The 23,636-nt window shown below is 65.9% G+C and carries 22 protein-coding genes and 1 riboswitch; of the genes, 10 read left to right on the top strand and 12 right to left on the bottom strand.

Annotated elements, in window-relative coordinates; translation table 11 throughout:
* Nucleotides 1-180: 180 nt before the first annotated feature.
* Nucleotides 181-633, top strand: a complete 453-nt coding sequence (locus VI26_RS10580; RefSeq protein ID WP_048409713.1) for a MaoC family dehydratase N-terminal domain-containing protein — start codon at nucleotides 181-183, stop codon at nucleotides 631-633.
* Between the two features lie 34 nt (nucleotides 634-667).
* On the top strand, nucleotides 668-1,099 hold the full coding sequence (locus VI26_RS10575; protein WP_048409712.1) for a MaoC/PaaZ C-terminal domain-containing protein: 432 nt from the start codon (nucleotides 668-670) through the stop codon (nucleotides 1,097-1,099).
* A 143-nt stretch (nucleotides 1,100-1,242) separates the two neighbouring features.
* Here the strand turns inward: VI26_RS10575 and VI26_RS10570 are convergent, their stop codons facing one another.
* From VI26_RS10570 to VI26_RS10540, 7 genes are all read right to left on the bottom strand, one after another.
* Entirely contained in the window at nucleotides 1,243-1,962 is a 720-nt protein-coding gene (locus tag VI26_RS10570; RefSeq protein ID WP_048409711.1) for an ABC transporter ATP-binding protein, read from the bottom strand.
* Nucleotides 1,955-2,668, bottom strand: coding sequence for an ABC transporter ATP-binding protein (locus tag VI26_RS10565; protein WP_048409710.1), 714 nt, complete (start codon nucleotides 2,666-2,668; stop codon nucleotides 1,955-1,957). The genes VI26_RS10570 and VI26_RS10565 overlap by 8 nt, the downstream gene beginning before the upstream one ends.
* Entirely contained in the window at nucleotides 2,655-3,629 is a 975-nt protein-coding gene (locus VI26_RS10560) for a branched-chain amino acid ABC transporter permease (RefSeq protein ID WP_048409709.1), read from the bottom strand. Before VI26_RS10560 ends, VI26_RS10565 begins: the two co-directional genes overlap by 14 nt.
* The gene (locus VI26_RS10555) at nucleotides 3,626-4,498 is read right to left on the bottom strand and encodes a branched-chain amino acid ABC transporter permease (RefSeq protein WP_048409708.1); all 873 of its coding nucleotides are present in this window, start codon (nucleotides 4,496-4,498) and stop codon (nucleotides 3,626-3,628) included. The genes VI26_RS10560 and VI26_RS10555 overlap by 4 nt, the downstream gene beginning before the upstream one ends.
* A 27-nt stretch (nucleotides 4,499-4,525) precedes the next feature.
* On the bottom strand, nucleotides 4,526-5,683 hold the full coding sequence (locus tag VI26_RS10550) for an ABC transporter substrate-binding protein (RefSeq protein ID WP_048409707.1): 1,158 nt from the start codon (nucleotides 5,681-5,683) through the stop codon (nucleotides 4,526-4,528).
* Between the two features lie 34 nt (nucleotides 5,684-5,717).
* A complete protein-coding gene (locus VI26_RS10545; RefSeq protein WP_048409706.1) occupies nucleotides 5,718-6,941 on the bottom strand; it encodes a CaiB/BaiF CoA-transferase family protein in 1,224 nt (407 codons plus the stop codon).
* A gap of 190 nt (nucleotides 6,942-7,131) precedes the next feature.
* Nucleotides 7,132-9,432: an acyl-CoA dehydrogenase gene (locus VI26_RS10540; protein ID WP_048409705.1), complete on the bottom strand. Its 2,301-nt coding sequence runs from the start codon at nucleotides 9,430-9,432 to the stop codon at nucleotides 7,132-7,134.
* Between the two features lie 177 nt (nucleotides 9,433-9,609).
* Nucleotides 9,610-9,754, top strand: a riboswitch (yybP-ykoY riboswitch).
* A 56-nt stretch (nucleotides 9,755-9,810) separates the two neighbouring features.
* On the opposite strand from VI26_RS10540, the gene VI26_RS10535 reads away from it, so the two are divergent.
* Nucleotides 9,811-10,791 (top strand): sodium:calcium antiporter, encoded by a 981-nt coding sequence (locus VI26_RS10535; RefSeq protein ID WP_048409704.1) that lies wholly within the window; start codon nucleotides 9,811-9,813, stop codon nucleotides 10,789-10,791.
* 164 nt (nucleotides 10,792-10,955) lie between these two features.
* Here the strand turns inward: VI26_RS10535 and VI26_RS10530 are convergent, their stop codons facing one another.
* Nucleotides 10,956-11,273 carry a DUF3761 domain-containing protein gene (locus tag VI26_RS10530; protein ID WP_082151005.1) on the bottom strand — a complete coding sequence of 106 codons (318 nt, stop codon included), beginning with the start codon at nucleotides 11,271-11,273 and terminating at the stop codon, nucleotides 10,956-10,958.
* Nucleotides 11,274-11,625: 352 nt separating this feature from the next.
* On the opposite strand from VI26_RS10530, the gene bla reads away from it, so the two are divergent.
* Nucleotides 11,626-12,513 carry a class A beta-lactamase gene (gene bla, locus VI26_RS10525; protein ID WP_048409703.1) on the top strand — a complete coding sequence of 296 codons (888 nt, stop codon included), beginning with the start codon at nucleotides 11,626-11,628 and terminating at the stop codon, nucleotides 12,511-12,513.
* Nucleotides 12,514-12,595: 82 nt separating this feature from the next.
* Here bla and astE read toward each other — a convergent pair whose 3' ends face one another.
* A complete protein-coding gene (gene astE / locus VI26_RS10520; protein WP_048409702.1) occupies nucleotides 12,596-13,600 on the bottom strand; it encodes a succinylglutamate desuccinylase in 1,005 nt (334 codons plus the stop codon).
* A gap of 655 nt (nucleotides 13,601-14,255) precedes the next feature.
* On the opposite strand from astE, the gene speA reads away from it, so the two are divergent.
* From speA to VI26_RS10505, 3 genes are all read left to right on the top strand, one after another.
* Entirely contained in the window at nucleotides 14,256-16,136 is a 1,881-nt protein-coding gene (gene speA, locus VI26_RS10515; RefSeq protein ID WP_048409701.1) for an arginine decarboxylase, read from the top strand.
* 268 nt (nucleotides 16,137-16,404) lie between these two features.
* Nucleotides 16,405-16,863 (top strand): RICIN domain-containing protein, encoded by a 459-nt coding sequence (locus tag VI26_RS10510; RefSeq protein WP_053074359.1) that lies wholly within the window; start codon nucleotides 16,405-16,407, stop codon nucleotides 16,861-16,863.
* Between the two features lie 349 nt (nucleotides 16,864-17,212).
* Nucleotides 17,213-17,647, top strand: coding sequence for a hypothetical protein (locus tag VI26_RS10505; protein WP_048409700.1), 435 nt, complete (start codon nucleotides 17,213-17,215; stop codon nucleotides 17,645-17,647).
* Nucleotides 17,648-17,692: 45 nt separating this feature from the next.
* Here VI26_RS10505 and VI26_RS10500 read toward each other — a convergent pair whose 3' ends face one another.
* Nucleotides 17,693-18,553: a LysR family transcriptional regulator gene (locus VI26_RS10500; RefSeq protein ID WP_048409699.1), complete on the bottom strand. Its 861-nt coding sequence runs from the start codon at nucleotides 18,551-18,553 to the stop codon at nucleotides 17,693-17,695.
* 136 nt (nucleotides 18,554-18,689) lie between these two features.
* Here VI26_RS10500 and VI26_RS10495 point away from each other — a divergent pair, with 136 nt between their 5' ends.
* The 3 genes from VI26_RS10495 (at nucleotide 18,690) to VI26_RS10485 (ending at nucleotide 20,019) form a co-directional block, all read left to right on the top strand.
* Nucleotides 18,690-19,139 (top strand): multidrug/biocide efflux PACE transporter, encoded by a 450-nt coding sequence (locus VI26_RS10495; protein WP_048409698.1) that lies wholly within the window; start codon nucleotides 18,690-18,692, stop codon nucleotides 19,137-19,139.
* 94 nt (nucleotides 19,140-19,233) lie between these two features.
* Nucleotides 19,234-19,686, top strand: a complete 453-nt coding sequence (locus VI26_RS10490; protein WP_048409697.1) for a multidrug/biocide efflux PACE transporter — start codon at nucleotides 19,234-19,236, stop codon at nucleotides 19,684-19,686.
* Nucleotides 19,687-20,019 carry a multidrug efflux SMR transporter gene (locus VI26_RS10485; protein WP_048409696.1) on the top strand — a complete coding sequence of 111 codons (333 nt, stop codon included), beginning with the start codon at nucleotides 19,687-19,689 and terminating at the stop codon, nucleotides 20,017-20,019.
* A 95-nt stretch (nucleotides 20,020-20,114) separates the two neighbouring features.
* On the opposite strand, the gene VI26_RS10480 is transcribed toward VI26_RS10485, so the two are convergent.
* Nucleotides 20,115-21,950 (bottom strand): amidohydrolase, encoded by a 1,836-nt coding sequence (locus tag VI26_RS10480; RefSeq protein ID WP_048409695.1) that lies wholly within the window; start codon nucleotides 21,948-21,950, stop codon nucleotides 20,115-20,117.
* A 159-nt stretch (nucleotides 21,951-22,109) separates the two neighbouring features.
* Nucleotides 22,110-23,636, bottom strand: a 1,527-nt coding sequence (locus VI26_RS10475) for an amidohydrolase (protein ID WP_048409694.1), incomplete at its 5' end; no start/stop codon positions are given.

The raw sequence follows: 23,636 nt of genomic DNA, 5'->3' as shown, positions 1-23,636 counted from the left end.
CTTTGAACAGGCTCTTAGAACGTGTTTACGATCTCGCGAGCTAAGGCGAGACAAGGCGAAAACGAGCGAAAAAGCGGAATGTACGAGTGGTACATGAGCATTTTGAGCTTGTTTTCAACGCCGTATCGCCGACGCGCAGCAGATCATAAACAGGTTCTTAGCCGCTCTTGAGGAGGAGATATGTTGGACTCCCGCCATATCGGCCACGTGCTGACGCCGCACCGCGCGGTGGTGGAGGCCGGGCGGCTGCGGTTTTTCGCCAAGGCCACCGGGCAAAGCGATCCGGTCTATTTCGACCAGGCCGCGGCCGAGGCCGCCGGCTATCCGGCGCTGTTGGCGCCGCCGACCTTTCTATTCTGTCTGGAACTGGACGCGCCGCAGCGGGGCGAGGCCTATCGGCTGCTGGACATCGGCTTTCAGCGGATTCTGCATGGTGAACAGCGTTTCGACTATCGGGGCCCGGTGTTCGCCGGCGATGTGCTGGATTACGCCAGCCGCATCGCCGACATCTATGTCAAGCGCAGCCGCTCCGGCGGCGAGCTGGGCTTTCTTGAAATCGAGACCACGGTCAGCAAGGCCGACGGGCAAGCGGTGGCGGAGCTGCGCCGGATCACCGTGGTGCGGCCGGCATGAGCCGGCGCAACGGAGCCATGTCATGGAGTCTGTGATGAACGATGTGAAGGATTTGCGCCGGGTTCAGGCCGGCGACGCGCTGCCCGTTTTTGACGCGCCGGCGATCAGCCGGACCACGCTGGCCTTGTTCGCCGGCGCTTCCGGCGACCATAACCCCATGCATATCGACAGCGATTTCGCCCGCGCCGCCGGCGAGGACGATGTGTTCGCCCACGGCATGCTGGCGATGGCCTATCTGGCACAGGTGCTGACGCGCTGGGCGCCGCAGCCGGCCTTGCGCAGCTACCGCGCCCGCTTTGTCGCCATCACCCGGCTGGGCGACAGCCTGCGCTGCGAAGGCTGCGTGCTGCGCGTGTATCAACAGGATGGCGAGCAGCGCGCGCAGCTGCAACTGCGCGCGGCCGACCAGCGCGGCGAGACCAAGCTGATAGGCGAGGCGGTGGTGGCCCTGGCCGCGCCGGCCTAGAGTCTGTTTACGATCTGCTGCGCGTCGCGGGGCATTACGCGATGAGTACGGCTTCGAAATGCTGATATACCACTTGTGCATTCCGCTTTTTCTCTCGTTTTCGCCTTGTCTCGCTCTTGCTCGCGAGACTTTCGAACAGGCTCTTAGCCGGCCTCCGCCGCGCCGCGGCTGAAATAGAGATCGTGCAGCGCGCCCAGTTCCACCTCTGCGGCCGCTTGCGACAGCAGCACCTTGCCGCTCTGCATCAGGTAGACATGATCGGCCACGGCCAGCGCGCCGCCGGTGTTCTGCTCCACCAGCACAATGGTCTTGCCCGCCCGCTTCAGCTCGGCGAGGACGGCGAACATTTCGCGCACCACCACCGGCGCCAGTCCCAGCGAGGGCTCGTCTATCAGCAGCAGCTGCGGCTCCGCCATCAGGCCGCGGCCCAGCGCCAGCATCTGCGCCTCGCCGCCGGACAGCGAGCCGGCCGCCTGGCGGCGGCGCTGCGCCAGCTTGGGAAACAGCGCGTAGACCTGGCGCAGATTGTCGTCCGCGCGCGGCCTGGCCTGCGGCGCGAACGCGCCCATGAGCAGGTTGTCCTCCACCGTCATGTCCTTGAACACCAGCCGGCCTTCCGGCACCAGGATCATGCCGCGGCCGGGCATGTCCCAAGCCGGCGTGTCGCGCAGCGAATCGCCGCGCAGGAGGATATCGCCGCCCTGTATCGGCAGCAGGCCACTGATGGCGCGCAGCAGCGTGGTCTTGCCGGCGCCGTTGGGGCCGACGATGGCGGTGAGCCGGCCGGCGGCGAAACTCAGGTCTACATCCCACAAAATGGTGATGGCGCCGTAGCCGGCGCGCAGGCGCTGGACTTCAAGCATGCTCGTCTCCGGTGTAGCTGCTGATCACGCGCGGATCGCGAAACACCGCGTCCGGTTCGCCGTCGGCGATCAATTCGCCGAAATTCAGCACGCAGACGCGCCGGCACAGCCGGCGTATGGTTTCGATATCGTGCTCAATCAGCAGGATGGCCAGCGCGTACTGCTGTTGCAGACGCTGCAGCAAATCCATGAAGCGGCGCTTGCCCTGGGTCTCCAGGCCGGCCAGCACCTCGTCCAGCAGCAATAGCCTGGGCTGGGTGGCCAGCGCCTTGCCCACCTCCAGCGCCTTCAGTTCGCTCAGGCTCAGCTCGCTGGCCGCCTGGCGCTCGGCCTTGGCGCCCAGCGCCAGCAATTCGAGGATGCGGTCGATCTGCTCGCCGTCGTTGCGGCCGGCGCCGAAGCGCTGCGCCACTTGCAGGTTTTCCCGCACCGTCAGCTGGTGCATCGGCTGCGGCACCTGGAAGGAACGGCCTATGCCCAGCCGCGCGCGCGCATGCAGCGGCAGCGGCAGGATGTCGCGCGACTGGAACAGGATGCGGCCGCCATGCGGCCGGACCAGACCGGATACGGCGTTGAACAGCGTGGTCTTGCCGGCGCCGTTGGGGCCGACCAGGCCGACCACCTCCTGCCCGGCGATCTCCAGGCTGACGTTCTTGAGCGCGGCGAGGCCGCCGAAGCGGATGCTGAGGTCTTCAAGCTTCAACATGGACGGCCTCCTGGTCGCGGCGCCGCCGGCGCAAGCCGGCCAGCAAGGGCAGCAGCCCGCCGGGGCTGACGATGATCATCAGCGCCAGCAGCGCGCCCAGCATGATTTCATGGCCTATGGGCAGCAGGCTCTTGAACAGCAGCTGATCCGCCAGGTAGACCACCGCCGCGCCGAGCAGCGGCCCGGCGATGCTGCGGTAGCCGCCGAATATCGCCGCGATCACCGGGATGATGGTCCAGGAGCCGTCAAAGGCGTAATCCGGCTCCAGGAAGTTGATGGTATGGGCGTTGAAGGCGCCGACGATCCCGGTCATCGCGGCGGAGATCAACAGCATGCCGGCCTTGAGCCCGGCGCTGTTGACGCCCACCACCCGGGTGGCGTCCTCGGATTCGTGCATCGCCTTCAGCGCCAGGCCGTGGTCGCTGTCGCGCAGCCGGCGGTAGAGCGCGACGAATAGCAGCACCACGGTCAGGATCACCAGATAGGCGCCGACCTTGCCTGACAAGTCGAAACCGGCGACGCGCGGCAGCGGTGGAATGCTGGACAGGCCGCCGGCGCCGCCGGTCAGGCCGCGCCACTCGGTGGCGAGGATGCGGAAGATCTGCGAATAGGCGAGGATGGCCAGCGCGAAATAAGGGCCCTTCAGCCGCAGCGCCGGCAGCATCGCCAGCGAGGCGACGGCGGCGCCGACGCCGCCCAGCAGCATGGAGGGCAGCACCGGCCAGCCCAGCCGCAGCGTTAGCAAGGCCGACACATAGGCGCCGACGCCGAAGAAGGCGGCATGGCCGAAACTGACCATGCCGCCCAGATTGCCGAGCAGCGCCCAGGCCAGCGCGATGCCGCCCAGGATCAGCGCCGACACGATCAGGCTCATCAGGTAGAGCTGGCGGCCCAGCACCAGCGGCACCAGCAGGTAGAGGCCGAGCAGCAGCGCGATGGTCCAGCAAGCGGATTTCTTCATCCTCGTCTCCCTTTCACGCCGAACAGGCCGTTGGGCATCAGGAACAGCACCAGCAGGAACAGCAGCATGCCGGCCAGCTCCTGCAGCGCGGAACTGAACAGCGTGACGGTCAGCGATTCGGCGATGCCCAGCAGCAAGGCGCCCAGCAGCACGCCGGGTATCGAGCCGGTGCCGGCCAGCACGGTGATGACGAAGGCCTTGACCGTCAGCGAATGGCCCATCGCCGGCTGGATCACGCCGCTGCTGTAAATGGCGACGCCGGCGCAAGTGGCCAGCGCGCCGGACAGCAGGAAGGAGGCCAGCTCGGTCTTGCGCGGGTTGACGCCCATCAGCTTGGCGGCCTCGCGGTTGCCAGCCACCGCGCGCAGCGCGCGGCCGTGCCAGCTGCGGCCGAGCCACAGCCAGACCGCGCCTATCAGCGCCAGGCTGATACAGAAGAACAGCGCCTCGCTATTCATGCTGTACAGCGGGCCCAGCACCAACGCCTGCTGGAACCAGGCGTTGGCGCTGGAGCGCACGTCCGCCTTCCAGATCAGCAGGATGGCGTTGGTCAGCATGATGCCGATGCCGTAGCTCAGGATCAGCGAATTGAGCTCGCGCTCCTGGCGGATGCGGTCCACCAGCAGGTAGACCAGCGCCGAGCCGATGCACACCACCGCCAGGGCCAGCGGGATGGCCAGCAAGGGGTTGAGCTGCAGCCGGGTTTCGGCGGCGTAGGCGATATAGGCGGCCAGCAGCACCAGCTCGCCGTGCGCCAGGTTGATGATCTTCATGGTGCCGAACACCAGGGCCAGCCCCAGCGCCACCAGGGCGTAGGCGCCGCCGACCAGCATGCCGGAATACAGCGCCTGCAGGATGAGTTCCATCATGGCAGTCGTCCTCGAGGGATGGGCGGCTTACCACGGCAGCGCCGGATAGCGCGGCTTGGCGGTGGCGTAGTCGGCGGGCCAGACGATGTCGATGTCGCCATTGGCGCGGAACTGCCCCATGTGAGCGGTGTAGTTGAGGTTGTCGCCGCGGGCGTCGAAGCGCACCGGCCCCAGCAGCGTCCGCTGCTGGCTGCCGCGCAAGGTGTTCACCAGCGCGCCGGGCTTGCCCAGCACGCCAGCCTGCTCGGTCTTGGCCAGCGCCTCGAACAATAGGCTGGCGATCGCGTAGCTGGTCTGCGCATGGTAGGAGGCGCTGCTCTTGTAGCGTTGGCGGTAGGCCTGGTCGAATTCCAGCGCCAGCGGATTGCTGCCCACCTGGGTGGGCAGCACGGTGGCGCCGTAGACATTGGGCAGCAGTTCCGGGAAGGCGGCGGCCATCTTGGGCGTGGCCAGCGCCCAGGCGCCGACCAGGGCCTTGACCGGCGGCTTGAGCACGCGCGCGGCGCGCAGGATGCCGGCGTAGTCGTTCTCATAGGCGATCATCACGATGGCCTCGCTGCGGTCGCGCAGCTTGATCTTGTTGACGATGGGCTTGAAGTCCTTCACCGCCGGGTCGAAGGGATGCATGACGGTGGCGACGCCGGCGGCAGCGAGAATGGTCTTGAGCTTGCCGGCCAGATCGCTGGTGGCGTCGCGGGTGGAGTAGACGATGGCGGCGGATTTGACGCCCAGGCTGCCGAGCAGGCCGCTCATGCCGCGGGCGTAGCCCGGATTGTTGCTGATGCGGAAGAAACTCTGCAAGCCGCGCTTCACCATGTCGTCGCTGGTGCCGCCGGGCGTGACGAAGGGCACGCCGGCGCGGTTGGCGGCTTCCGAGGCCGGGCCGGTGATATTGGAGATGGTGCCGCCGACGATGGCGTTCACCCGCTGCGCGGCCAGCTTTTCCACCGCCGCCACCGCCTTGGCCGGCGAGGACTCGTCGTCGACCACGCTCAGCAGCACGCGGTGCTGCGGGTAGCGGCGGGCGAACACATCGGCGGCGATCTGCACGCCGTGGTTCATCTCGCTGCCGGCCAGGGCCAGGGGGCCGGTCAGCGACAATTGCACGCCGACCTTGAAGTCGGCGGCGCCGGCGCTGCCGGCGATCAGGGCCGCGCTCAGCGCGGCGCTCAAGCGGATTCGCATGGTGGTTTCCTCCTTTTATTGTGGCGCGTCCGGCTCAGCCTATGGCGGCGTCGGCGCGCAGTTGCGCGATCTCCTCGGGCGTTTTCCGCAACAGCTCGCCGAGGATCTCGTCGGTGTGCTGGCCCAGCCGCGGCGGCGGCCGCCGGTAGCGCGGCGGGGTGGCGCAGAGCCGCAGCGGGCTGGCGACCGTGGCGCAAGCGGCGGCGTCCGGCTGCTCGATGCGGGCATGCATGCCGCGATGACGCACTTGCGGATCGGCGAATACCTGCTGGTAGTCGTTGATCGGACCGCAGGGAATGGCGGCGTCCTCCAGCCGCCGCAGCCAGTCGGCGCTGGAGCGCGATAGCAATGCCTGCTCGAGCTGCGGCACCAGATCGGCGCGGTTGACGATGCGCAGGCTGGCGCTGGCGTAGCGCGGGTGTTCCGCCAGCTCGGGCCGTTCTATCGCGCGGCAGAAGCGCCGCCACTGGCCGTCGTTGCCGGCGGCGACCACGATGTGGCCGTCGCTGCTGGCGAACACCTGGTAGGGCACCATATTGGGATGGGCATTGCCATGGCGGCTGGCCGGCTTGCCGGTGTGCAGATAGGCGTTGGCGTGGTGGCCGCCCAGCGCCACGGTGCAGTCCAGCAGCGCCAGGTCTATGTATTGGCCAACGCCGCTGCGTTCGCGCGCTTGCAGGGCCGCCAGGATGGCGATGTCGGCGTACAGGCCGGTGACCATGTCGGCCACCGCCACGCCCACCTTCTGCGGGCCGCCGCCGGGCAGTTGGTCGCTCTCGCCGGTGACGCTCATCAGCCCGCCCAGGCCCTGGAACACGAAGTCGTAGCCGGGCTTGTGCGCATAGGGCCCGCTCTGGCCGTAGCCGGTGATCGAGCAATAGATCAGGCGCGGGTTGACCGCGCGCAGGTCGGCATAGGCCAGGCCATGGCGCGCCAGGTCGCCGACCTTGTAATTCTCTATCAGCACATCGCAGCCGGCGGCCAGTTCGCGCACCAGGCGCTGGCCGGCGGCGCGGGAAATGTCGATGGCGATGGAACGCTTGTTGCGGTTGGTGGACGCGTAGTACAGCGAGTCCGGCCGTTCGCCGTTGCGATGAGGCAGCCAGGGCGGGCCCCAGTGGCGGGTATCGTCGCCGCAGCCGGGGCGCTCCACCTTGATCACGTCGGCGCCGAGGTCGGCCAGGTTCTGGGTGCACCAAGGACCGGCCAGAATCCGGGACAGATCCAGCACCCGGAGATGGGACAAAGCGCTGTGCATAAGCCTGATTTCTCCTTTGGAATGAGGACGGCGCCGCCCTTGGCGCCGGTGCGCGATCTGCTGCGCGGGGCGAGGCGGCGTCACACGGCGAGCACCTCTTCGCAATGCTCATGGACTCTGCGTGCATTCCGCTTGCTCAGCCGTTCCCGCCTTGTCTCGCGCTTGCCCGCGCGATGTTGAACAGGCTCTCTCAGGCCGGCAGCAGCAGCACGTGGCGCGCCAGAATGTTGCGCTGGATCTCGTTGCTGCCGCCGTAGATGGTGGCGGGGGTGGCGTTGAACAGCAGCGCAGGCGCCTGGCCGCCCGCCGGGTCCGCGCCGGCCCAGCTGCCGTATTCCCCGGCCAGATCCATCAGCGCCAGGCTGATGCGCTGATAAGTCTCGGTGGCCCAGATCTTCAGCGCGGACACCGCCGGCGGCAGCGCCTCCCCGCGTCGGACCATGGCGGCGAAGTGCTTGTACAGCGCGCCCAGGTCCGCCACGTCCAGCTCCAGCCGCGCGTAGCGGTCGGCGAAGACCGGGTCGTCGAAGCCGCGGCAGGCGCGCGCCTGGGCGGCCAGCTGCGCCAGCGCCTGCCGCGCCTGCTTGGGGCTGCCGAGGAAGATGCGTTCGAAGCCCAGCAGCGCCTTGGCGATGCCCCAGCCCTGGTTCAGCCCGCCGACCAGATTGGCGGCGGGCACCCGCACCTGGTCGAAGAACACTTCGCAGAATTCCTGATGGCCGGCCAGCGTGGTGATCGGGCGCACGGTGATGCCGGGGCTGTCCAGCGCGATCAGCAGGAAGCTGATGCCGGCCTGGCGCTTGGCCTGTTTGTCGGTGCGCACCAGAGTGAAGATGTGGGTGGCGTCCTGGGCCAGCGTGGTCCAGGTTTTCTGGCCGTTGACGATGAAGTCCGCGCCGTCGGGCACCGCCTCGGTGCGCAGCGCCGCCAGATCGGAACCGGCGTTGGGCTCGGAATAGCCCTGGCACCAGATGTGCTCGCCGGACAGGATCTTGGGCAGATAGCGCTGCTGCTGTTCCGCGCTGCCGTGCTGCAGCAACAGCGGGCCGACCATGATGATGCCCTGGTCCGGCGCGCGCGCCACGCCGTAGCGTTCCTGTTCCTCGATGAAGGCCAGCTGCCGCGCCGGCGACAGACCCATCCCACCGCAGGCCTTGGGCCAGGCCGGAGCCGCCCAGCCCTGGCGCGCCAGCGTCTGGTGCCAGTCGCGGATTTCGTGCCAGTGCAGCCGCCGCGACGGATGGCGCAGCGCCGGCGGATAGTGGCGGGCGAAGAAGGCGCGCAGCAAGTCGCGGAATTCGGATTCGGGCATGGCCTCCCAGTCGGCGTCGCGGGGGAAGTCGCTCAGCGCCGGCGGCGGCGTTTCCGCCGCGACCGCTTGCGGCGGGCTTAGCCACCGGTAACGCCGGCGCTGCTGCTCGGCATTGCCCAGCCAGGCGTTCAGGTGCAGCGCGCGCTTGAAGTAGAGGCCGATATCGCATTCCTCGGTGTAGCCTATGGCGCCATGCAGCTGGATCGCCAGCCGGCCCATGCCGATGGCGGCGTCGGCGCAACGCGCCTTCAGCCGGCTGATGCGCGCGCTGTCCAGCCGCGCCGGCTCCGCGCGCTCCTCCAGCGCCTCGTCCAGGCTGGCCGCCGCCAGCTCGATCTGGATATGAGCGTCCACCAAGCGATGCTGCAGCGCCTGGAAACTGCTGATCGGGCGGCCGAACTGCTCGCGGCTGGCCAGATAGGGCAGGGTCAGCGCCAGGATCTGGCGCGCATTGCCCAGCAGCTCGGCGCTTTGCGCCAGGCGCGCGGCGTCGTTGGCCTGGCACAGCGCGTCCCGCGCGGCGGGGCCCGCGGCCAGCAGATGGCTGTGCGGCACCGGCGCCTGTTCCAGCGTCAGGCTGCACATCAGGCTGCCGTCTATGCCGGGGCAGCGGTCTATGCTCAGGCCGGGCTGGTCGGCCGGCAGCCACAGCAGCAGCCAGCCCTCGTCGCCGCGCGCGCTCAACAGCCAGCCATGCCGCTCCGCCGCCGCCGGCAGCGCGAAAGTCTTGCCGCCGCTGAGCCAGTAGCGCTGGCCGTCAAAGGCGGCGCGGGTGTCCGCGGTGTCCTCGTCCTGCTGGCCGGCGCGCTCCTGCCAGGCCAGACCCGGCAGCAACTGCCCGGCGGCCAGTTGGGCCAGCAAGTGCGAGCGCAGCGGGCTGTCCGGGCAGGCGGCGAGCGCTTGCGCGGCCTGCACCGCCACCGCGGTGAACGGTTCCGGCAGCAGCGCGCGGCCGGCTTCCTCGGCGATGACGGCGGCTTCGGCCAGGCTCAGGCCCAGGCCGCCGTCGCTTTCCGCCAGCAACACCGCCAGCCAGCCGGCATCGGCCAGTTCGCGCCATAGCTCCGCGGAATAATCCAGCTGGCTGTCGCGTCCGCTGCGGACGCGGCGGCGGTGGTCGTCGCGGCTGAGCAGTGCGCGGGCGCTGTCGCGCAGCTGCGTCAAAACATCGTGCTTCATGTCCAACTCCTTGTCTTTATCCATCGCAAGATGGACGGACATAGACTCGGTGATCTCGTTAGCGAGGACAATTCGCATTTGACGAAGCGAGGATTTGGCTGTGCTTAAGCGCGGTCGGCGCGCGGATCATGACGCTCGCCTAGGTTTGCGCCATCGCGGCCGGGCTGGCACAATGGCGCCGTTGTCATTGGGGAGTAGCCATCTTCGGCCCAGCCGGAGAGGCCGCGTCAACAAACTTGGGGGCAAGCCCCCATGGCGCGGTCAGCGGCCGGCATTGCCGGCGCCGCCAAGCGAGACCTTTGGCCACGATGCGTTTGCCGCCGGGCAAGCCGCGTCGTTGCGCCATTGTCCATCCGCTTGCCCGGCCCAAGACTACCCATGCTGTTGACCCTGTCGTTTCTGCTCGGCCTCGCCGTCCTGATCTATCTTTCCTGTCAATACTTCGTCAACGCCATCGAATGGTGCGGCCGCCACCTGAATCTGGGCGCCAGCGCCGTCGGCACCGTGCTCGCCGCCTTCGGCACCGCCTTGCCGGAAAGCGCCGTCACCTTGACCGCGATGGCCTTCGGCGGCACGCCGCAGCATCAGGACATCGGCGTCGGCGCCGCGCTGGGCGGGCCGCTGGTGTTGGCCACGCTGGCTTACGCGGTGGTGGGTTTCGCGCTGTGGCGCCACCGCGGCCGGCTGGGCCGCGCCAATTACCTGCTGCGCGTCGATCATCGCCGGCTGGCCGGCGACCAACTGGCGTTCTTGCTGATTTTCGCGTTCAAGGTGGGGCTGGGCCTGCTGGCGTTCTCGATCAAGCCCTGGTTGGGCGTGGTCTTCCTGGCCGCCTATGCCGCCTATGTGTGGCGCGAGATCCGCAGCGCCGACACCGCGCCGGAAGAGGAAGAGCTGGACGCCTTGAAACTGCGCGCCGGCGGCGGCCTGGGCTGGGCGGCGGCGCAGGCGCTATTGGCGCTGGTGGTGATTGCGGCGGCGGCGCATGGCTTCGTCGCGCAACTGGAAACGCTGGCCGGACACTGGGGCATGGCGCCGCACCTGGTGGCCTTGCTGCTGAGCCCGGTGGCCACCGAGCTGCCGGAAATCATGAATGCGCTGATCTGGCTGCGGCAGGGCAAGGAGCGGCTGGCCTTGGCCAATATCTCCGGCGCGATGATGATTCAAGCAACGATTCCCAGCGCCTTCGGCCTGTTCTTCACGCCGTGGATGTTCGACGGCGTCCTGCTGTGGTCCGGCCTGGCGACGATGGCGGCGATTACCGGACTGTGGCTGCTGTTCCGGCGCGGCAATGTCGATGGCCGCTGGCTGGTGGGCGCGGGCGCGGTGTATCTGCTGTTTGCCGGCTGTCTGGTGTGACTTGAGAAACGGGTTCCCAAGAACCTGTTCAAGGTCTGCTGCGCGTCGTGTAGCGTTACACGGTGAGTACCGCTTCGAAATGCTCATGTATCGCGTGTACACTCCGCTTTCTCAGCGGTTTTCAACGCGGTATCGCCGCAGCGCAGCAGATGGTAAACAGGTTCTCAGAGCCAGGCCGCCACGCCGCCGTGATGCGAGCAAGTGCCGCGCCGGTGCTGGCTGAAGCTGTAGCTGCCGTCGCGGCAGCGCGCGCTGGCACCGGCCGGCGCCTTGCCGGAGCGGGTGTGCGCCGGGCTGTGCACCTCCACGCCATCGGAATTGGTGTAGCTGCCGTGTTCCAGCAGCTGTTCTTGCGCCGGCGCGCTGGCGTGGCGCGGCGGCGTTTTGGCCTGGACCGGGGCGGCCAAGAAGGCCAGGCTCAGGCCGATGACGGCGGCGCAGCGTCGCCAGCCGGCAATGGGGAACTGTGAGAGATTTGTCATGTCATCCGAAAAGTGAATAAATCGCGGGCTTGCGCAGCGAGTTTTAACGCGAGTAATGATAGGTTTTTAATTCTACTTCATTGTCATGAAAAATGCTGGCAATGGATTTGGGGAAATGGAATGAACCGCGGCATGGATCTGACCATGCCGCTCAGAACCGGCTTAGGACGTGTTCACGATCTCGCGAGCCAAGGCGAAACAAGGCGTTGCGGCTGCGAAAGCGGAATGCGCAGGTGGTAAATGTGGCACTCGCCGTGTCACGCTTCACGACGCGCAGCGGATCGTAAACAGCTTCTAAGAGCCTGTTCAAAGTCTCGCGAGCAAGAGCGCGGACGGGTTCTCAGGGAGACATATGGAAGACTTTAAGCAAAGACGCGGCCTGCTGGCTGCGCTGGCGGTTTCGCCCTGGCTGCTGGCTTGTGTCAGGCCTCCGCTGCGGCAGCCGGGCGAGGCGCCGCTGTCGCGGCAGTTGGCGGAACTGGAGCACAATGCCGGCGGCCGTATCGGCGTGGCGGCGCTGGAGGTGGATAGCGGGCGGCGGGTGGCCTACCGCGCCGATGAGCGCTTTCCGATGTGCAGCACCTTCAAGCTGCTGCTGGTGGGCGCCGTCTTGCAGCTCAGCGCCGCGCAGCCGGACCTGCTCTACCGCCATGTGAATTATCAGCGCGAGCAACTGCTCCGCTATTCGCCCATCACCGAGCAATACGCGGAGCAGGGCATGTCGGTCAAGGATTTGTGCGACGCGGCGATGCGCTTCAGCGACAATACCGCCGCCAATCTGCTGTTGGGCCTGCTGGGCGGGCCGGAGGCGGTGACCCGTTTCGCGCGCGCGCTGGGCGACGGGCTGAGCCGGCTGGATCGGATCGAACCGGAACTGAACTCCGCCACGCCGGGCGATCCGCGCGACACCACCACGCCGGCGGCGATGGTGTCCAATCTGAACACACTGCTGTTTTCCTCGCTGCTGCCCGAGCGTCAGCGCGTCTTGCTGCGCGACTGGCTGTTGAACAGCACCACCGGCAATCTGCGCATCCGCGCCGGCTTGCCGGCGGAATGGCGGGTGGGCGACAAGACCGGCAGCGGCGGCAACGGCGCCACCAACGATGTGGCGGTGGCCTGGCGGCCGGGCAAGTCGCCGCTATTGCTGGCGGTGTATTACTGGGGCTCGTCGGCGTTGCCGGATGAACGCAATGCGGTGGTGGCCGCGGCGGCGCGGGTGGTGGTGGCCGAATTCGCCTGAGCGGACACCTGGCGCTGTTTGGCGCAGACATGAAAAACGCCGCGGTCAAACCGCGGCGTTTTGCTGTCCGGCGTCCGCCGGCTCAGTCCGCCGGCAACTGCGCCGGAGCCACCACGATGCCGGCGCGCAGGCCGGGCTTGACCGTGGGGTTGGGGAACAGGATGCGCTCCTCGCCGCCGGCGGCCACATAGCGCTGATCGCCGTCCTCGGCGATCAGATAGCCGTCCGGCAGCGCGGTGAAGTTCTCCACCTCGTCGGCCAGGTGCAGGCGGAAAGCCTCGCTATGCTTGACGATGTCGTATTTGGCGCGGAACAGCGGCAGGTCGCCGTCGCGGTAGTCCGGCAGCTGTTGTTCCGGCTCGGCCAGCAGCCGGCGCAGCGCCTGTTCGATGCCGGAAAAGCGCGACAGATCGTTTTGACCGAAGGGCCGCGCCTTGCCCAGCTCCAGCGTGAAGGCGTCGGCCTGGCAGTGGCGGCTGGAGAAATAGCTATAGGTGTTGGCCGGCTGGCTGTGCAGCAGCACGGTTTCCACCTGGCAGCTCTTCAGCCAGGCCAGCTGCGCGCGGCTGTGCGGGCGTTCGTGCAGATACGGGTAGATGGCGAACTTCTCGAACACCGAGCCGCGGATCGCGGTGTGCAGGTCGTAATGCCAGCGGCGGCCGCGCGCCGTGGCGAAGAAATCCGCCGCCGCCTGTTCCAGCCGAGCGGCGCGCGCCGCTTCGCGCGCTTCCGGCTGGCGCGCGTGCGCGCCGTTGAACAGCCGGTTCATATCGTAGTCCAGGTAGCGCTTGCCCAGCCGCATCGCGTCCAGATTGCCGAAGACCACCAGCAGCCGGCAGCGCAGCGCCTGCTTGCCGGCCGCGATGTCGGCGAGAATGGCGTTCAGCACTTCCACCGGCGCGGTTTCATTGCCGTGCACGCCGCAGGACAACAGCAGCGCGTCCGCGGCGGCGGTGGCGGGCGTCAGTTCGACGATGCCGTAATCCAGCCAGCGCGCCTGCACGCCGGAGGGCAGTTGCCATTCCGCGGTGGCGGCGGAGGCGGGGTTCATGGTCCAGGACAGAAAATCGTGGTGATGCTCGCGCATGGGCTGACTCTTGGCTCGCGGCTGGTGATGACCGGGGCATTGTAACCAGAGCCGGCGCGACCGGTGGCGGCGCGTGGCGCAGATTTGAAAAAACATGCCGTGTTTGGGCTAAAAGCCTTGTCCGGCGCGGCTTGGCATGCCGGGTGGCGCTGTGGTTTTTTCGCGTGGCCGCATGGGGGGGCGAGGTTGGCTTTTGTTGAATATTTTGGACAAGTCCATTGTCGCGGCGCCGCGGTTCGCGCCCGGTGGAGCGGCTGGATGTTGCCATGCAGCAAATATAGCGGTCTGTTTTTGCTGGAGCCTTGCCCGGCAAGGCTTGCCGTGCCGCCTGGAGCGGGCTTGTCGATTAAATTGGACATGCGGATTTTTATACATTTTTTTACTTGTCAAGCCGCGTGATGTTGTTACAATCCGCGCTCGTTTGCAGCTTTGCAAACCTACAATTCAATTGTTTCGCTCCGACATCCCAGGCCCACATAAAAGCTGTTCAGCCCGAAAGCCGCGCACTAAGGAGCGGGGTTATCCATCATAAGGATGCTCCTGCGGCTGGCTCATCGCTTTTTCGGCGGCGGCCTGGGCGCGTCCTTTGGGAATCCCTGTTCTCTCCCTTTGCGCGGGGTGCAGGGCTTTCCGTCAGTTCTTGAGGGGAAAACTCATGGCTTGGTCTGTGGCTGATAGCCGGGCGTTGTATGGCATCCGGCATTGGGGAGCGGGGTACTTCGACATGGGCGCCAACGGCAATATCGTCGTGCGTCCGAATGTGCGCCAAGACAAGGAAATCGATCTGCACCGCCTGGTGGGCGATCTGGCCGGCAAAGGCCTGGACCTGCCGCTCTTGGTGCGTTTTCCCGATATCCTGCAAGATCGCGTCACCCGTCTGTGCGCGGCCTTCGACAAGGCCATCGCCGAACAAGGCTATGGCAACCGCTATACCGCCATTTATCCGATCAAGGTCAACCAGCAAGAAGCGGTGGTGAAGAGCATCATCGCCACGCCGGACGTGTCCATCGGCCTGGAAGCCGGCTCCAAGCCGGAACTGATGGCGGTGCTGGCGCTGGCACCCAAGGGCTGCACCATCGTCTGCAACGGCTACAAGGACCGCGACTACATCCGTCTGGCCCTGATGGGCGAGCGTTTGGGCCACCAGGTGTTCATCGTCATCGAGAAAGAGTCCGAAGTGGACCTGGTGATCGATGAATCCCGCAAGCTGGGCATCCGTCCCAATATCGGCATGCGCGTGCGCCTGTCCTCGCTGGCGTCCAGCAAATGGGCGGACACCGGCGGCGAGAAGGGCAAGTTCGGCCTGTCCGCCGGCCAGCTGATTTCCGCCGCCGACAAGCTCACCGCCGCCGGCCTGGCCGACTGCGTGCGCCTGATGCACTTCCACATGGGTTCGCAAATCGCCCATATCGGCGATTACCGCAGCGGTTTCGGCGAGGCCATCCGCTACTTCGCCGAACTGCGTGCGCTGGGCCTGCCCATCGACCATGTCGACGTGGGCGGCGGCCTGGGCGTGGACTACGACGGCACCCATTCGCGCAACGACAGCTCGATCAACTACGATATGGACGAGTATGCGCACGTGATCGTGTCCATGCTGTCCGAGTTCTGCGGCGAGAACGGCATTCCGCATCCGCGCATCCTGTCCGAATCCGGCCGCGCGATGACCGCCCACCACGCGGTGCTGATCATGAACGTGACCGATGTCGAGCGCCTGCCGGACGAAGTGCCGCAGGTGGACGATATCGCCGCGCTGTCGCAGCCGGTGCGCAAGCTGTTCGAGCTGGTGCAGCTCAACGACGACGATCTGGTCACCGAAATCTACTACCGCGCCAGCCACTATGCGTCGGAAGTGACCGATTTGTACGCCGCCGGCCGCCTGTCGCTGAAGGAAAAGGCGTTGGCCGAGGACGTGCACGCCGCGCTGTGCCGCCGCCTGCATCGCCAGCTGCAAGCCAGCCAGCGTTCGCAGCGCCAGGTGTACGACGAGCTGACTGATCGTCTGGCCGACAAATACTTCTGCAACTTCTCGGTGTTCCAGAGCCTGCCTGACACCTGGGCCATCGACCAGATCCTGCCGATCACCCCGCTGCACCGCTTGAACGAGCAGCCCACCCGCCGCGCGGTGCTGCAGGATCTGACCTGCGATTCCGACGGCAAGCTCAAGCAGTACGTGGATCAGCAGAGCATTGAATCCAGCCTGTCGGTACACGAAGTGAAGCAGGGCGAGGAGTACCTGATCGCGGTGTTCCTGGTGGGCGCTTACCAGGAAATCCTGGGCGACATGCACAATCTGTTCGGCGACACCGACTCGGTCAACGTCTATGTGCGCAATGGCGGCGAGCTGGAATTCTCCGGCGTGGAAGAGCATGACACCATCGAAGACATGCTGCGCTATGTGCACCTGTCGCCGGAGGACATCCTCAACCGCTACGAGGCCAAGTCGCGCGCTGCCGACCTCAGCAGCGAAGAACGCAGCCTGTTCTTCGCCGAGTTCTGCCGCGGCCTGAAGCAGTCGTCCTATCTGTCGGTCTGATTCAAGCCTTCAGAAAGAGTAAAACAGCCGGGCTTAGCCCGGCTGTTTGCGTTGGTGCCGCTTAGTTTTTTGTGGAAACAGACCATACCTCGCGGGATGAATTTAAGCGTTTTCACTTAATCCATGCCTAAGTTGGTGTTTCTGATCGGATTTTTAGCTGAATTTCACGCCGGGCGCGGCCGGTTTCGGGCCGGCGCTTGCAATACGGGCAAACCTTGCTAGTTTGAGAAAGCCAATAATTGATTGGCATAAACATGGGGGTTGCCATATGTCTTTCTCTAGCGTTCCTTACTTCCTGACCTATAGCCAAAACACCGCGCTGGGCATTACCGCCAAAGATTCGATGAGCGGTTCCCAGCTGTACCTGCAGCCCATCCAGGGCAACTTCCTGTCGCTGTTCAACATCGACTTCGCCAACGGCGTGTTCGCGCTGGCCACCAGCGGCAACCAACTGGTGATCGACATTTCCGACCTGTCCAGCGGCAAGCCCTTGGTGCTGCGTCCGTACAACCCGTCCTCGCTCAGCCAGCAATGGGATCTGTTCTCCCGTCCGGGCTTTATCTCCAGCCGTCAAAACAACAATCTGGTGATAGACAACCAGAGCCGCGGCGGCGTGGGCAGCCTGATCTGGCTGTACGAGTTCAACGCTTCGCCGGCTCAGCAATGGGCGCTCAAGCCGCTGACCTCGGCGCAACGTTCGGAACTGGTGCTGGAAACCGCTGAATAAGCGCGGGGCAAAAATCGCGGCGGCGGGCGCAAAGAGCGGTTCAAGGTCTTGCGAGCGAGAGCGAAACAAGGCGAAAACGAGCGAAAATGCGGAATGTACGAGTGGTGCATGAGCATTTTGAGCTTGGTTTCAAGCCGAAGCGCAGCAGACTTTGAACAGGTTCTAAGAATGTGTTTACGATCTTGCGAGCTAAGGCGAGACAAGGCGAAAACGGCTGAGAAAGCGGAATGTACAAGTGGTACATGAGCATTTCGAAGACGGTTTCAACGCGGTATTGCCGACGCGCAGCAGGTCGTAAACAGGTTCTAAGGCCCGCCGCCGCTTTTTGGGTTCATGCAAGGAGCAAACGATGGCTTTCAGCAGCACTTCGTATTTCATCACCTCGGCCTATTTCCCGGATTACGCGATTGTGGCCGAGGATTCGAGCAAGGGCTCCCGGCTCAGCCTGCAGCCGTTCCAGAACAATTTCGCCGCCTTGTTCAATATCGATTTCGACCAAGGCTTGTTCGCCTTGGCCACCAGCGGCAATCAATTGGTGATCGCCGCCAATGAAGTGGCCGACGGCTCACCCTTGCAACTGGATCTGCTGCCGGAGCCCGCGCTGCCCAGCCAGCGCTGGGATGTGTTCTCCCAGCCCGGCAACATCGTCAGTCAGGCCGATCGCACCCTGGCCTTCGGCTTCGGCATGGAAAAAATCTTCCCGCCGGCCTTGCGGCTGCGCAAACTGCATCCCGGCCGGCCGCCAATGTGGATTCTGCGGCCGCTGACCGCGCCTGGCGCCTGAGTCCTCGGCGCCCGCCGTGCCTGGCGTCATGGCGCGGCGGCCTGGTCAGGAGCGCAGCAGCTGCTCGCGCACCCAGTCGGCGGCCAGGCCCAGCGGCCGCCGCCGCGACCACACCAGATCGATATGGCGCGCCTTGGGCCAGCCGGGCGCGCGCAGCTCATGCAGCCGGCCGGCGCCGAAGGAGTCCGCCAGCCAGCGCGGCAGTTCGGCCCAGCCGGCGCCGAGGATCGCCATTTCCAGCAGCATCAGATAGCTGGGCGCGAACCAGCAGCGCCGGCTCAGCGTGTCCGGCTTGCTCTCGGTGTAAGTGTTCAGCCGCAGCTCGCGGTGGAGGCTCAGCGCCTGGCGGTCCGCCAGCTCCAGCGCCGCCAGCGGATGGCCGCGCGCCACGTAGAGCGCCACCTCGCTGACCTCGCCCAGCGTGGCGTGGCCGATATCGGCCGGGTATTGCTCCTGCGCCGCCATGCAGCCCAAGTGGGCGCGTCCGGTCTGGATCAAGTCCAGCACATCGTCCTGCTCGCCCACCAGGCATTCCAGCTCCAGCGCCTCGAACTGCTGTTCCAATTGCCGCGTCACCTCCTGAAAGCGCGAGGACTGATAGGTGTCGGACAAGACTAGGGTCAGCCGCGGCTCCAGCCCGGCGGTCAGCAATTGCGCCTGCTGGTTCAATTCATCGCCTATCGCCAGCATCTGCCGCGCATAGCCCAGCAGGTGGCGGCCGGCCTGGGTCAGCGCCGGCTGGCGGCTGCCGCGGTCGAACAACTGCACCGCCAGGTCGATTTCCAGATTGGCGATGGCTTCACTGATGGTGGACTGGCTCTTGCCCAGCCGCCGCGCGGCGGCGGAGAAGGAGCCCAGTTCGGCGGCGTTGGCAAACGCCGCCAGCGCGTCTAGCGACATGCTCATATCGGTTTCTCCGATTTAATCCATCTTTATCCTATCCGAAAAACCAATAAAAATCGCGTCATTGTCTTGCTAATCAAGCCGCGGCGCAGCAGATCGCAAACTGCTTCCAAGCGTCGTGGCGGATCAAGGAGAATCGATGCAAGTAAAGAAATCCTGGCTGGAACGCGCCTTCTACGCCGTGACTTACGAACTGTGCGCCATCAGCCTGCTGATGTTGTTGGCCACGCTGCTGCTAAAGCAGGACACCGCGCAGATCGGCGTGCTGGCGCTGATGATGACCAGCGTGGCGATGTCGTGGAACATCGTGTTCAACAGCCTGTTCGAACGCTGGGAGCGCCGCCGCGGCTGGGCGCGCACGCCGGCGCTGCGCGTGGTGCACGCGCTGCTGTTCGAGGGCGGGCTGGTGATCCTGCTGGTGCCGCTGGCGGCGTGGTGGCTGCAGATCAGCTACTGGCAGGCTTTCTTGCTGGATATCGGCTTTTTCCTGTTCTTCCTGCCCTATACCTTCGTCTTCAACTGGCTGTACGACGGGCTGCGCGCCAGCCTGCTGCGGCGCCTGAGCCGCGCGCGCGCTGGTCTGGCTTGATGTATCGGTTTTGCCGATGGTTATTATTTTTCAACCATCCGAAAAACCAATCAGAATAGCGGCTGTCCTTATACGGTCATGATTGGGAAATAACATGAACAAACAAAAATCCTGGCTGGAACGCGGCTTCCACGCCGTGATGTACGAACTGTGCGCGATGGCCCTGCTGGTGCCGCTGGCCTCGCTGGTGATGGAACAAAGCCTGCTGCACATGGGCGCGCTGGCCTTCATGATGTCGACCGCGGCCATGCTGTGGAACGTGGTGTTCAATATGCTGTTCGATCGCCTGGAAGCGGCGATGGGCTGGAGCCGCACCGTGGGCGTGCGCAGCTTGCACGCGCTGATGTTCGAAGGCGGGCTGGTCTTCATGCTGGTGCCGCTGGCGGCCTGGTGGCTGAACGTCAGTTACTGGCAGGCCTTCCTGCTGGATTTGGGCTTCTTCGCCTTCTTCCTGCCTTACACTTATGTATTCAACTGGCTGTACGACACGCTGCGCGCCAAGCTGCGCGAGCGCGGCGGCAAGGCCTGCGCCGAACTGGAGTCTTGAATGAAAACCTGGTTGTTCCTGGCCGTCGCCATCGTCAGCGAGGTGATCGCCACCTCCTCGCTGAAAGCGTCCGACGGCTTTACCCGGCTCGGCCCGTCCTTGCTGACCGGCGCCGGCTATGTGCTGGCCTTCTACATGCTGTCGCTGACCCTGCGCCAGATCCCGGTGGGCGTGGCCTACGCGCTGTGGTCCGGCGTCGGCATCGTGCTGGTTTCCATCGTCGGCTGGGTGCTCTACGGCCAGAAGCTGGACGCGCCGGCGATGATAGGCATGGGCTTGATCATCGTCGGGGTGCTGGTGATGAATCTGATGTCCAAGTCGGTGGCGCACTGATAAGGCTCGCGTCAAGCCCGCCGTGAGCGGGGAGGGCGCAGCGCAAAAACCGGCCGGATGATTCCGGCCGGTTTTATTTTGCGCGATAGCGCCGCTCAGTGGGTGTTGGGATTGTGATAAACCGGCTTGCCGGCCAGCCAGGTCTGATGCACGCGGATGTCGCGCAGCGATCCGGCCGGCACCGCCGGGTCCAGCGGGTCCTGCTCCAGGATGGCCAGGTCCGCTAGCTTGCCCGGCTCCAGCGAGCCGACGATGTGGTCCATATGGCACTGCCAGGCCGCGTCCAGCGTCACCGCGCGCAGCGCGGAGATACGGTCCAGGCATTCCGCCGGGTTCAGCGGCTGCTGTTCCGGGTCCGCCTCCATCACCCGCGTCACCGCTTGCTCCATCATCCGCAGCGTGCCCAGCGGCGACACGAAGTGATCGGAATGCAGGCTGATGCGCAGGCCGGCCTGGAGCGCGGATTGACAGCGGTCCAGCATCTGGGCGCGCTCGCGGCCCAGGATGGTGGTCTTGAATATCTGGCCCCAGTAGCCGACATGGCCGATCAGGAAGCTGGGCGACAGCTTCAGCCGCGCCATGGTGGCGATGCTGGCGTCGCTCAGCAGCGAGCAATGCTCGATGCGCGAACGCAGCGTCAGCTTGGGATTGAGGGTGCCGTCTTCGCTGGCCTTATCGAACAGCGCCAGCTCGAAGCTGGCCAGCACATAGTCCAGCGCCTGGTCGCCGTTGGCGTGCACCAGCACCGGCCAGCCGGCGTTCAGCGCGCGTTGCAACTGGGCGGCGAAGGTGATCGGCGGCTCGAAGTTGAACAGGCCGCGCGGCGAGACGCCGGGCACGCGGTGCTCAGCCGCGCAGCAATAATCCTCCGACTGGTAGCCGGTCAGGCCCTGGTTGGAACCGTCGGCGATCAGTTTCAGCGCGCGGACGCTGAAGCGGTCGTCGTCGTGCTTGTTATGGTTGAGCTGATAGGTTTGCAGCCACTGCTCCTGCAGCCAGTCCGGGTTGCCGTATAGCGCGGCGCCGATGCGCACCGGCGCCAGCGGGCTTTGCGCAAAGGCGCGCACCAGGGTGATTTCCAGCGGCCCCAGGCCGGCGCCCAGGCCGGCGTCGAACAGCGTGGTGATGCCGTTGGCGGCGGCGTCGTTCAAAATCTCCTGCACCTTGCCCAGCAAATGCGGCGCGGCCAGGCCGGGGATCACCGCCAGCACCTTGGCGACGTTGGACTCAGTGGTCACGCCATTTTCCTTGGGGTCCAGCCCGGCCAGTTTCACCGCCGCGGAGTTGGCATAGCCCAGATGGCCGGAGGCATTGATCAGGAAGATCGGCACCTCGGCGCTGATGCCATCGAGGAAGTGGCTGTCCGGCTCTTTCCAGGGGCTTATCAGCGACGGATCGACGCCGAAGCCGGTCAGCCAGCGCGGCGCGCCGCTGGCGGTGTGGCTGCCGTGGCTGGCCAGCTCGCCGCGCAGCTGTTCCGCAACCCAGTCCAGATTGTAGCCCGGCCGCAGGACCTGGCCCTGGAAGGGGCTCAGATTGATCCAGTTGCGGTATAGCGCGCTGGGCAGGATGTGCATGTGCGGATCTATCATGCCGGGCAGCAAGGTCTTGCCGTGCAGATCGATGCGCTCGGCGCGCGGCTGGGCGCGCATATCGGTTTCCACCTGCTGCAGGCTGCCCACGGAAACCACCTTGCCGTGGGCGATGCCCAGCGCCTCCACCCGGCTGGGCTGGCCGCCTTGCAAGGTGTAGATGGTGCCGCCGTGGAAGATGGCCGCGTCCTGGTGCAGCGCCAGCTTGGCGCGCTCAGCGGCGACGCGGACCAGATTGGCCAGGCTTTCGGTCCAGTTGTGGTGTTGCAGGGCGTCCAGTTGCATGGACAGGCTGGGCAAGGTGCAGCACGCGCAGCCGGGCTGATGAGGTTGGGACATGAGGCGCTCCTGTGCATGGCGTCATGATTGACGGCGCGGCGACGCCGCGCACAGGATAATATTATGCCATTTGCAATATTGCGTGGCTGACAAAAGCTGAGCAAAGCGGCCGCGCCTGAGCGCTGCATCAGCGCAGTGAGGCAGACCTTGAACCGGTTCTCAGGCCGGCGGCGCCGTCTCCGTCGCGCAACCCAGCTTGGCGTGCAGATGCACCGGCGCGCCGGAGCGCCAGGTCTGCAACACCGCGATATCGCGCAGATTGCTCAGCGCCGGGTCCAGCGGGTCCTGCTCCAGCACCACCAGGTCCGCCAGCTTGCCCGGCTCCAGCGAGCCCACCAGATGGTCCATATGGCACTGCCAGGCCGCGTCCAGCGTTACCGCGCGCAGCGCGCTGAGCCGGTCCAGCCGCTCCGCCGGGTTCAGCGCCGGCTTGGCTCCGGCCTGTTCCGGCGCCGCTTCCATTGCGCGGAAGATCGCCTGCTCCATCATGCGCAGGCCGCCCAAGGGAGTGACGAAGTGGTCGGAATGCAGGCTGACGCGCAGGCCGGCGCGCTTGGCGGACAGGCAGCGGTCCAGCAGCTTGGCGCGCGCGTCGCCGAGTATCGTCTGCTGGAACGCATGGCCCCAATAGCCGACATGGCCGATCAGAAAACTAGGCGACAACTGCAGCTGCGCCATCTGCGAGATATGCTCATCGGTCAGCAGCGACGCATGCTCGATGCGGTGGCGCAGCCGCTTGCCGACGCAATCCGGCCGCGGCGGCGCCGACGGGTGGTTCAGCGCGTGCTCGTAAGCCTGCAATACCTCGTCGATGGCCTTGTCGCCGTTGGCGTGCACCATGGCCGGCCAGCCGTGCTCCACCGCCTGCAGTAAATGCGGCGCGAAAGTGCTGGGCGGGCGGAAATTGAACAGGCCGGTGGCCGGCACATTGGGCACCTGGTGCTGCGGATAGCATTTATAGGCCTCGCTCTGATAACCGGTCAGCCCCTGGTTGGAACCATCCGACACCAGTTTCAGCGCCTTGATGCTGAAACGCTTGTCCTCCACGCCGTCTAGGTCCGGGCGGAACAAGCGCGTCCATTCGTCCATCTGCCGGGTTTCATTGGCGAACAGCGCGGCGGCGATGCGCACCGGGTTCAGCGCCGTCTGCGCCACCAGCTCCAGCAGGATCACCTCCAGCAGCCCCTTGCTGGAACCCAGGCCGGCGTCGAACAGCGTGGTATTGCCCATGGCGGCCGCCTGGTGCAGCACCTGGCCTATGCTGGCGAGCAGGGCGGCCGGAGACGGCGCGGGCAGCGCCGGCATCATCTGCAATACCTGCTCCTCCACCAGCACGCCCTTGCACTCCGGGCTAATGCCGGCCTTGGCCAGCGCCGGCGCATTGGCGTAGCCGATATGGCCGGAAGCGTTCATCAGGAAAATCGGGTGCTTGTCGCCAAACTGCGCGAACCAGTCCAGGTCCGGCTCGGTCCAGTCCCGCATCAGCGAAGGGTCGATGCCGAAGCCCAGCACCCAGGCGGCGCCGTCCTTGGCCTTGTGCTGCTTTTTGGGATCGGCCAGCGCCGCGCGCACCGTGTCCACCACCCCGGCGATGCCATAGTCCGGCCGCAGCCGCTGGCCGGCGAAGGCGCCGACATACTGCCAGGTGGCGAACAGCGCGCTGGGCAGGATGTGCATGTGCGGATC

The organism is Chromobacterium sp. LK1, from assembly GCF_001043555.1.
Classification (GTDB): domain Bacteria; phylum Pseudomonadota; class Gammaproteobacteria; order Burkholderiales; family Chromobacteriaceae; genus Chromobacterium; species Chromobacterium aquaticum.
The sequence above is the reverse complement of the archived record's forward strand: the minus strand, read 5'-3'. Positions and strand labels throughout refer to the sequence as shown.

Excerpts from the sequence above, each read along its gene's own strand:
- VI26_RS10490 (WP_048409697.1), top strand. The coding sequence starts at position 19,234 with ATGAACAAACAAAAATCCTGGCTGGAACGCGGCTTCCACGCCGTGATG.
- astE (WP_048409702.1), bottom strand. The coding sequence starts at position 13,600 with ATGCGCGAGCATCACCACGATTTTCTGTCCTGGACCATGAACCCCGCC.
- VI26_RS10555 (WP_048409708.1), bottom strand. The coding sequence starts at position 4,498 with ATGATGGAACTCATCCTGCAGGCGCTGTATTCCGGCATGCTGGTCGGC.
- VI26_RS10570 (WP_048409711.1), bottom strand. The coding sequence starts at position 1,962 with ATGCTTGAAGTCCAGCGCCTGCGCGCCGGCTACGGCGCCATCACCATT.
- VI26_RS10545 (WP_048409706.1), bottom strand. The coding sequence starts at position 6,941 with ATGCACAGCGCTTTGTCCCATCTCCGGGTGCTGGATCTGTCCCGGATT.
- VI26_RS10535 (WP_048409704.1), top strand. The coding sequence starts at position 9,811 with ATGCTGTTGACCCTGTCGTTTCTGCTCGGCCTCGCCGTCCTGATCTAT.
- VI26_RS10510 (WP_053074359.1), top strand. The coding sequence starts at position 16,405 with ATGTCTTTCTCTAGCGTTCCTTACTTCCTGACCTATAGCCAAAACACC.
- VI26_RS10540 (WP_048409705.1), bottom strand. The coding sequence starts at position 9,432 with ATGAAGCACGATGTTTTGACGCAGCTGCGCGACAGCGCCCGCGCACTG.
- bla (WP_048409703.1), top strand. The coding sequence starts at position 11,626 with ATGGAAGACTTTAAGCAAAGACGCGGCCTGCTGGCTGCGCTGGCGGTT.
- VI26_RS10485 (WP_048409696.1), top strand. The coding sequence starts at position 19,687 with ATGAAAACCTGGTTGTTCCTGGCCGTCGCCATCGTCAGCGAGGTGATC.
- VI26_RS10505 (WP_048409700.1), top strand. The coding sequence starts at position 17,213 with ATGGCTTTCAGCAGCACTTCGTATTTCATCACCTCGGCCTATTTCCCG.
- VI26_RS10480 (WP_048409695.1), bottom strand. The coding sequence starts at position 21,950 with ATGTCCCAACCTCATCAGCCCGGCTGCGCGTGCTGCACCTTGCCCAGC.
- VI26_RS10495 (WP_048409698.1), top strand. The coding sequence starts at position 18,690 with ATGCAAGTAAAGAAATCCTGGCTGGAACGCGCCTTCTACGCCGTGACT.
- VI26_RS10550 (WP_048409707.1), bottom strand. The coding sequence starts at position 5,683 with ATGCGAATCCGCTTGAGCGCCGCGCTGAGCGCGGCCCTGATCGCCGGC.
- speA (WP_048409701.1), top strand. The coding sequence starts at position 14,256 with ATGGCTTGGTCTGTGGCTGATAGCCGGGCGTTGTATGGCATCCGGCAT.
- VI26_RS10530 (WP_082151005.1), bottom strand. The coding sequence starts at position 11,273 with ATGACAAATCTCTCACAGTTCCCCATTGCCGGCTGGCGACGCTGCGCC.
- VI26_RS10500 (WP_048409699.1), bottom strand. The coding sequence starts at position 18,553 with ATGAGCATGTCGCTAGACGCGCTGGCGGCGTTTGCCAACGCCGCCGAA.
- VI26_RS10560 (WP_048409709.1), bottom strand. The coding sequence starts at position 3,629 with ATGAAGAAATCCGCTTGCTGGACCATCGCGCTGCTGCTCGGCCTCTAC.
- VI26_RS10575 (WP_048409712.1), top strand. The coding sequence starts at position 668 with ATGAACGATGTGAAGGATTTGCGCCGGGTTCAGGCCGGCGACGCGCTG.
- VI26_RS10580 (WP_048409713.1), top strand. The coding sequence starts at position 181 with ATGTTGGACTCCCGCCATATCGGCCACGTGCTGACGCCGCACCGCGCG.
- VI26_RS10565 (WP_048409710.1), bottom strand. The coding sequence starts at position 2,668 with ATGTTGAAGCTTGAAGACCTCAGCATCCGCTTCGGCGGCCTCGCCGCG.